The sequence below is a fragment of the Mesonia sp. HuA40 genome (genome assembly GCF_008017835.1).
Classification (GTDB): domain Bacteria; phylum Bacteroidota; class Bacteroidia; order Flavobacteriales; family Flavobacteriaceae; genus Mesonia.
The window spans coordinates 1-8,091 of sequence record NZ_VRLT01000018.1; the positions used below are offsets into that span (position 1 = coordinate 1).

Annotated in this window: 7 protein-coding genes; all 7 read left to right on the forward strand. The window is 32.8% G+C overall.

The genetic code is table 11. From position 1 onward, the window contains the following. The first annotated feature begins 502 nt into the window (after positions 1–502). The 7 genes from FT993_RS01905 to FT993_RS01935 all read left to right on the forward strand — a co-directional run bounded on the left by FT993_RS01905 (position 503) and on the right by FT993_RS01935 (position 7,367). Positions 503–1,804 (forward strand): ABC transporter ATP-binding protein, encoded by a 1,302-nt coding sequence (locus FT993_RS01905; protein ID WP_147860852.1) that lies wholly within the window; start codon positions 503–505, stop codon positions 1,802–1,804. Continuing rightward, the gene (locus tag FT993_RS01910) at positions 1,801–2,559 is read left to right on the forward strand and encodes a cytidylyltransferase domain-containing protein (RefSeq protein ID WP_147860853.1); all 759 of its coding nucleotides are present in this window, start codon (positions 1,801–1,803) and stop codon (positions 2,557–2,559) included. The genes FT993_RS01905 and FT993_RS01910 overlap by 4 nt, the downstream gene beginning before the upstream one ends. Further along, entirely contained in the window at positions 2,556–3,590 is a 1,035-nt protein-coding gene (locus FT993_RS01915; RefSeq protein ID WP_147860854.1) for an N-acetylneuraminate synthase family protein, read from the forward strand. Before FT993_RS01910 ends, FT993_RS01915 begins: the two co-directional genes overlap by 4 nt. A gap of 17 nt (positions 3,591–3,607) precedes the next feature. Then, positions 3,608–4,087 carry an HAD family hydrolase gene (locus tag FT993_RS01920; protein WP_255504397.1) on the forward strand — a complete coding sequence of 160 codons (480 nt, stop codon included), beginning with the start codon at positions 3,608–3,610 and terminating at the stop codon, positions 4,085–4,087. A 412-nt stretch (positions 4,088–4,499) separates the two neighbouring features. Then, a complete protein-coding gene (locus tag FT993_RS01925) occupies positions 4,500–5,585 on the forward strand; it encodes a hypothetical protein (protein WP_187240734.1) in 1,086 nt (361 codons plus the stop codon). Further along, on the forward strand, positions 5,582–6,367 hold the full coding sequence (locus FT993_RS12450) for a CatB-related O-acetyltransferase (RefSeq protein WP_255504398.1): 786 nt from the start codon (positions 5,582–5,584) through the stop codon (positions 6,365–6,367). The genes FT993_RS01925 and FT993_RS12450 overlap by 4 nt, the downstream gene beginning before the upstream one ends. 250 nt (positions 6,368–6,617) lie before the next feature. Continuing rightward, positions 6,618–7,367, forward strand: coding sequence for a DUF4382 domain-containing protein (locus FT993_RS01935; RefSeq protein ID WP_147860857.1), 750 nt, complete (start codon positions 6,618–6,620; stop codon positions 7,365–7,367). Positions 7,368–8,091 lie beyond the last annotated feature (724 nt).

An 8,091-nucleotide genomic window follows, 5' to 3' on the forward strand; every position in this document is an offset into this window, starting at 1 on the left:
AACTTTTACACATAGCTTTGGCTCTTATTAAAAATCAAACTTATTATAAAAATAGCTTGGATTTGTCATAGAAATCGAAGTGACAGAGCGTTTATTACCTACTTTGTTTGGTTCGTTTTTGATCAGGCAAAAATGAATAGAAAGAATTTGTAGCCTTTTCTTTGAAGTTGGATTTTGATTGGGAACAAAGTGCTTATTTTTTAGTTGATTTAAGAATTGAAAATGTTTAAAAAGAACGCGATGCAATCACGCATCAGTAAATCTGCTTTGAATCGCTAATTGAATTGGGCTGCTGAATATCACTCTTCTTATCTAGTGCAATATGAACTATTGGAACAGCACCGCCAATTTTACGCACTATTTTCGATAGGCCGTTTTAAAAAGTAGTGGTAACTATATTTTAGTAGAAAAAACAATATCTCGAAAAGCGGTGGGATTTCTATTGAATTTCATATTTTTACTTTTTGATTGAATCATTGTAAATACAGCTTTCGAAACAGGCATGAGCGACATCATATTAAAAGCCGAAAACATCAGTAAACAATACCGTCTGGGCCTTGTGGGCACCGGAACCTTAAGTCACGACTTGAACCGCTTGTGGCACCAGCTGCGTGGTAAAGACGACCCCTACGCCAAAGTAGGTGCGGTAAACGACCGCTCGGCTAAGGCTAAAGAAGACTATGTTTGGGCTCTGCGCGATATCAACTTTGAAGTAAAACGCGGAGAAGTCCTAGGCATTATCGGAAAAAACGGAGCGGGAAAATCGACTTTGCTTAAAATCCTTTCTCGGGTAACGGGGCCAACCACCGGAAGCATTAAAACCAAAGGTCGCATCGCCTCCCTACTCGAGGTTGGTACTGGCTTTCATCCTGAACTTACCGGTAGAGAAAATATATTTTTAAACGGTGCCATTTTAGGAATGACCAAAGCCGAGGTGAAAGCAAAGCTCGATGAGATTGTAAGCTTTTCGGGTTGCGAGATGTATATCGACACGCCGGTAAAACGCTACAGCAGCGGTATGCGCGTGCGCTTAGCCTTTGCCGTAGCCGCACATCTAGAACCCGAAATATTGGTGGTAGATGAAGTTTTGGCCGTTGGCGATGCCGAATTTCAAAAAAAAGCCATTGGTAAAATGCAAGACATTTCTCAAGGTCAAGGCCGTACCGTTTTATTTGTTAGCCATAATATGGCTTCGGTAAAAAGCTTGTGTACCCGTGGGATTGTGCTTGAAAATGGTACCAGCGTTTTTGAAGGAAGTGCCGAAGAGAGTGTAGATTTTTATTTATCTAGAGATGAAGAAATCGCTCAGGTAAATATAAAAAATCGTGTCGATAGAAAAGGTAATTTTAAACTAGAGGTTCAGGATATATTCGTTACGAATAATAAGAATCAAAAGGTATTTGAATTACACACTGGTTTGGAGTATTTTATTTGCTTCAAATATGAAAAAAAATTAGAAATAGACGCTAAACAATTAACATTGGTAACACAATTAAGGAATGATCAAGATGAATTGGTCACTACTATTGCAACAGATGAATTAGGTACTAAATTTAACAAGATTTACTCAAGGGGATATTTTATTATTCACATTTCTAAATTACAATTACGGGCGGGAAGTTATAAATTAAATTATATGATAAGTGAGAAGATGGCGTATAATACACCACACAAAGTAATTGATAACTTAAATAACGCTTTAAGTTTAAAAGTAATAACTGGTGACTATTGGGGTACTGGTATAATGAATAGACCAAAAGGTTTTATTCAAGAAGCTAATATTATTATGAAGGATAGTATATGAGAAAAAAGTGTGGTTTTATAATTCAGGCACGTTTAGGTTCAACAAGACTTCCAGGTAAAGTTCTTAAACCATTTCATAATGATAAGTCAATTTTACAATTAATCATGTATAGAATTAAGCGAGAATTTCCTGACTACCCAGCTATAATTGCTACCTCAAATAACCCAATTGATGATGAAATAGTAAAATTTGCGGTTAATAATAATTTTAAATATTATCGTGGTTCTGAAGAAAATGTTTTATCACGTTTTTTGGATATTGCTAGAATTTATCAATTAGAATTTGTTATTAGAATCTGCGCAGATAACCCTTTCATAGACATGTTTTATCTACAAAAACTTTTGAATAGATTAAAAATAAGTTACACCGATTATGATTATTACAGCTTTGTTGATGTTGACAATGTTCCAGTAATTAAAAAACATTTTGGATTTTTTGGTGAAATAGTCAAGGTGAAAGCTTTAAAAACTACAGCGCAAAAAACATCAAAAAGTATTTATTTGGAACACGTTACGAATTACATTTATGAAAATAAAAATTTTAAATTAAACTTAGCAGTAATTCCTAATTATATTTCAGACAAAGAATATTTAAGGTTAACTGTGGATGACGATGTAGATTTCAAAAATTTAAAAACTTTATATCGTGAATATGAAAACTATAATTTTGATTTAAAAAAACTAATTTGTTATATAAATTCAAAAGATAATATTATTCGTGATATGCGGAACAACATTAAAAAATACAGTAAATGACATATATAATTGGAGAAATAGGTCAAAATCATAACGGTTCAGTAGAATTAGCTAAAGTAATTATTGATTTGATTTCTAGAGAAATTAAATACAATGTATCTGATACAACTTTGAAAGGAATGGATGCCGTAAAATTAACAAAGCGTGATCTTAATATGGAACTTTCAAATAGTCAAATGAAAAAACCATACAATTCCCCACATTCATTTGGAAAAACCTATGGGCAACATCGTGAATATTTAGAACTAACAGATGAGGAGCATTTTGAAATTTACAAATATGCAAAGGAAAAAAATTTAGATTTTGTTGAAACCCTATGCGCACCAACCTGCTTAACAATGCTAAAATACTTCACTCCTGATAGATTAAAAGTTGCAAGTAGAGATCTCACAAATATACCACTTTTAACTGCATTAGCAGAAACAAAAATACCAATTATTATCTCTACTGGTATGGCTGGAAAAATTGAGTTAGATGAGGCTATTAAAACCATTGCAAATTATCATTCAAATATTTCTATTCTCCACTGTGTATCACAATATCCTACAGAACCAAAAAATGTAAACTTGAATACAATTCCTTATTTAATTAAGAACTATGGTGAATACGTAATAGGCTATTCTGATCATACCATAGGTATTTCAACACCAGTTGCCGCAGTGGCATTGGGTGCCAAAATTATCGAAAAACATATCACATTAGATAGGAGAATGAAAGGTACTGATCAAGCAGGTTCTTTAGGCCCCGATGGAGTATACCGAATGGTTAGAGATATAAGAATCTTAGATCAAGCATTGGGCCAAGAAGCTATTTTTATAGAGCCAAACACAGAAATAGCGAAAGTAAAATTAGAACGATCCTTAGCTTCAAAAGTTAATTTAAAGAAAGGACAAGTAATTACTGAAAAAGACATTCATCTTCTATCCCCTGGTGACGGCTTTAAATGGTCGGAAAGGCAACTTGTGATAGGTAAAACAATAATCAAGGATATTCCTAAAAATGAAATTATTTATGGTAACCAAATTAAATAAAAATGCAAAAACCTAAATTGATTATCACCGACATAGATGGTGTATGGACAGATGGAGGAATGTATTATGATCAAAATGGAAATGAACTAAAAAAATTCAACACATCAGATAGTGCTGGTATTCTATTATGTAAATATGTAAATATACCTGTTGCCATAATTACAGGGGAAAACACGGAAATTGTAAAAAGAAGAGCAGCAAAGTTAAATGTACAATATTTATTCCAAGGAGTTAAGAATAAGTTATTAATCGCAGAGCAATTATGTGATGAATTGGGAATCGATTTGAATCAAGTAGCTTTTATAGGTGATGATTTTGGTGACCTTATGCTTTTAGAAAGAGTAGGAATTAGTTCTTGTCCCAAAAACGCCAGCAACTACATAAAGCAAAAAGTGAATTTTGTTACACAGCGAGAAGGAGGAGAAGGCGCTTTTCGGGAATTTGTTGAAGAAATATTAGGTGAAAAACTAATAGAATCTTTTATTAATTCTCTTTAAATTGATTACGATGAAGAATAGAGTCGAAATGCGTGATTTTATATTAGAAATTGAAAACAAGTTTCCCGTCGACCAGTGGAAAGTAAATGAAATCCACTTGTGGCCAATAATTAGAATTAAACTATTTTTTTACCTTATAAATAAAATAGATATTAAAAACAATTCAAAAGCTGTTGATAGAGACCTAAACCATTTTAAAAAAAAAAGTAAGTATCATATTATAAAAAGAAAAACTAAAAACTATATCAAGAAAATAATAGGATTTCTAAATTTTTTAAGTTGGTATTTTCAATTAACTAAATGTAAATATTTATTCGTAGGGAGTGATTCGCATCGGGTCAATCACAAAAATAAACGCTACAATCGTTTTTTTGACCCCTTAATACAGTTAAACAATTTAGAGAATAGTTATATGTATTTTGAATACGGTATTGAAAAAGATTTAGCTGATTATCGCTATAAAAACATAAGGTTTCATGAGCCTCAGTTCAATAAGTTGAAAATATACGTTAAACTAAAATCAAAAAAATACAAAATACACCTAAATCAATATGAGGATTTTATACTATTCCTAAAAGGGTCAAATATTACCAAAGATTTTGCAGATAAAAACTCAAAAAAACAATTTAAACATTGGGTTAATTCGATATTTATTCCAAAATATATTTTTTCGAAAATTGTTTTGAACCGTATTAAAGCTAAACAAATTCATTTCTTATGCTATTATTCAGAGTTCAATTATGCTCTAATTGCTGCGGCTAAGAAATTAAATATAAAGACTGTAGAAATGCAGCATGGCCCACAAACTTCGATTCATTTGGCATACGGAAGTTGGTCAAGAGTACCAAAAAATGGTTATTCAACTTTACCTCAAGAATTCTGGAGTTGGGATAAAATTTCTGCAAATGTTATAAAATGTTGGATTAAAAATAATGAACATCACAAAGTAAGAGTAGTTGGTCATCCTTGGGTTGATTATTGGCGTATAGATAATTTTCAAGATAAAAGATTTATTCTTTACAGCCTACAACCTAATCCTCCATCGTTTGAAGAATTATTTTCAAAACCTATCCTAAACCTAATTACTCAAACGAAGGAACCTTGGTTAATAAGATTACACCCAAGACAACTCGATAGTTATGATAAAATTGAAGAATTACTGAGGAAAAATAAAATCTACACCAAATCAAATTTGTATATAGCCTCTCACGAACCACTACCCGAATTACTTAAAAAAACAAAATTGCATCTTACACATTTTTCTGGAACAACTATAGAAGCAGCTATGTTTGATGTACAAACAGTATTATTACATAAAATTGGCTTAAAATCATTTCCAGAATTAATTGCACAAAATAAAGCGTTTTTTCTAGATAGTAGCGAACCGAACTTTCACCACCAGTTTATCTCAATATTAAAAGCTCAAGAGAGAAATAAAAAGCATAAAAACACATATTATTGCAAAAAATATAATTTTAAAAACTTATTTAAATTTTGATTAATTCCTTAAAATATAAATTTATAAGCAAACTCTCTTTATTATTGAAAAATCTTAATAATATAGATGGTAATGCAAGAATTGGGAATAACTCAATTATAAAAGGTTCTAGTATTTCTAAAAAAACCGATATTGGCCCTAAAACAAAAATTTATTACTCGAATATTCGAGGACAAATTTCATTAGGAATAGATAACTATATAAATGGAGTAAGTGCCAATGGCAATATAAAAACTGGGCCTAATTGCCGTTTTTTCAAGTGTACCTTAACTGGCAATATTGAAATAGGCCGCTATACTTCACTTTGGGGTCCAAACTTAGATTTAACTGTTGGCCGGAGTCAAATTTTAATTGGAAATTTTTGTTCAATCGCCAGAAATGTATCAATTCAAACATATAATCACAATTTCAAAAAAATAACTTCTTACTATATAGGTCAAAATTTATTTAAAGAAAAATGGAAAAATGAACAGGTTTATAAAACAAAACCATTGGTTATTAAAAATGATGTTTGGATTGGTGCCCATTGTGTGATTCTTGGAGGTTTAACAATTGGGAACGGGGCAATTATTGCTGCAAATAGTGTTGTTACAAAGGATGTTCCTCCATATTCTATTGTAGCTGGTTCTCCTGGCAAAGTTATTGGTTATAGATTTGAAGAAGAAACCATCATTAAGCTAGAGAATTTAAAATGGTGGGATTGGTCAATCAATAAAATTAAATTAAATAAATTCATTTTTGAAAATGAACTAAATACCGAGTTATTGGATAAAATTAAATAAAATTAACTTTGGCTAAAAAATTTTGTACCAAGTGCTTAACGAGCGACATCTACTCCAATCTTTAGCCCAACAACTTCAACCGCTTTTAGGAGGAGCAAAGGCAGATTAAATTCTTAAATATTTGCTAACCACAAGTAAAAAAAGACTTAAAGTATAGCGCCTTACAAGGATTTTAAGAAAGGTTTAGCATGGTCACTATACTAAACCGAGAATCAGGCGTTATAGTAGTACAAACAAAAAACACATACTTATGAGATTAGTGAGCAATTTGAAATTAGCCGGTATGGCCTTAGCCTTAGGCGGAGTTTTAACCGCTTGTTCTAGCGACGATGATGGCGTAAAAAACGCCAATGAGGGTCAGTTAACAATTAAATCAACAGCAAATTATTCGGGCGAAACCGCTCGTAACGCCAATGGGGTTGTGTTAAACAGCTTTATGGTAAACTTCAAAGAAATCGAATTGGAGTATGCCGAGGGAGACAGCAATGGTTCAGACCTTTATTTTGATAGCGAAGATGAGGTAGAATTACGCGGACCTTTTGAGGTAGATTTGTTAGCGCAAAACAGCGTGAGTTTAACGACCGTAAATGTTCCTAATGGCGTTTATGAAGAAGTAGAGTTTGAATTTGACAAAAGCGAAGACAATAACTCTGCCCTTTTTGGGAAAAGCATGCAATTAGAAGGAAGCATAAACGGTACGCCTTTTGTTTTCTGGCATGATTTTGACGAAGAAATTGAAGTAGATTATGAGGACCAAGGTACCAACTTGGTAATTGACGGTAATAGCAGCGAATTGGTGATCAATTTCGACCTAGATGCCGTGGTAGGAATCAACGGTTTAGTTGATTTAAGTATCGCCACCGATTTAGATGGTGACGGTACCATTACTATAAGTCCACAAGACCAAGACGGCAACCAAGCCTTGGCTGCTGCGCTAAAATCGGCTATCGAAGCACAAATCGAGTTGATGGATGATATGTATGACGATGATGAGGACTAATTTATAGTTCGCTTTCGCGGAATAAAAACTGCGTTTCCATTTGTGGAAACGCAGTTTTTTTTTATCTAAGCCAAACAGTATTAGACCTTAAGTTTTACCGCTAGCTAATAAGCTACTTCTCCCCTAGTCGCCACCAGATTTTATTCTTCTTAAGCCTATTCGCTACCCATTAAACGTTTAGGTGGAACCGAGAAGTGAATGAATTGGAACTATAAAGGAATTCTCTACTTTTCGACTTGTTCTCGATACTTCGAATTTTTGGTTTACCACCAAAAATCCGAAACTCGAACTGACAAGGCGTGTTATTTTACTAAAAAGGATAATTAGAAATACTATTTTAACCCGGCCTATCGGAAATAGCGCGTAAAATTGGCAGTGCAGTAAGCGTTGAAAATTTTAGGCTGTTTGAGACCGATTGGAAATCGGGTGAGTTCCTAAAATTTAGCTTGCAAACTTACAATTTAGCGCTAGTTTCGTAAGCCTAGACTTTTTTGCTACTTTTTTCGGCAATGGAAAAAAGTAGAGGATTAAGAAATGGGTATTTTTAGTTTTCGATTAGCAGTAAATAATAATGGAAACTATAAAAGTATTCACTACTTTTCGACTTGTTCTCGATACTTCGCATTTTTGTTCTATCGTCAAAAACCCCCACTCCTTTAGACTTGCATAAGAGAAAATATAAAGATAAATAATTAAATTTATGGATGTTTAATTAGCAAAAGAG

Excerpts from the sequence above, each read along its gene's own strand:
- FT993_RS01905 (WP_147860852.1), top strand. The coding sequence starts at position 503 with ATGAGCGACATCATATTAAAAGCCGAAAACATCAGTAAACAATACCGT.
- FT993_RS01910 (WP_147860853.1), top strand. The coding sequence starts at position 1,801 with ATGAGAAAAAAGTGTGGTTTTATAATTCAGGCACGTTTAGGTTCAACA.
- FT993_RS01915 (WP_147860854.1), top strand. The coding sequence starts at position 2,556 with ATGACATATATAATTGGAGAAATAGGTCAAAATCATAACGGTTCAGTA.
- FT993_RS01925 (WP_187240734.1), top strand. The coding sequence starts at position 4,500 with ATGTATTTTGAATACGGTATTGAAAAAGATTTAGCTGATTATCGCTAT.
- FT993_RS01935 (WP_147860857.1), top strand. The coding sequence starts at position 6,618 with ATGAGATTAGTGAGCAATTTGAAATTAGCCGGTATGGCCTTAGCCTTA.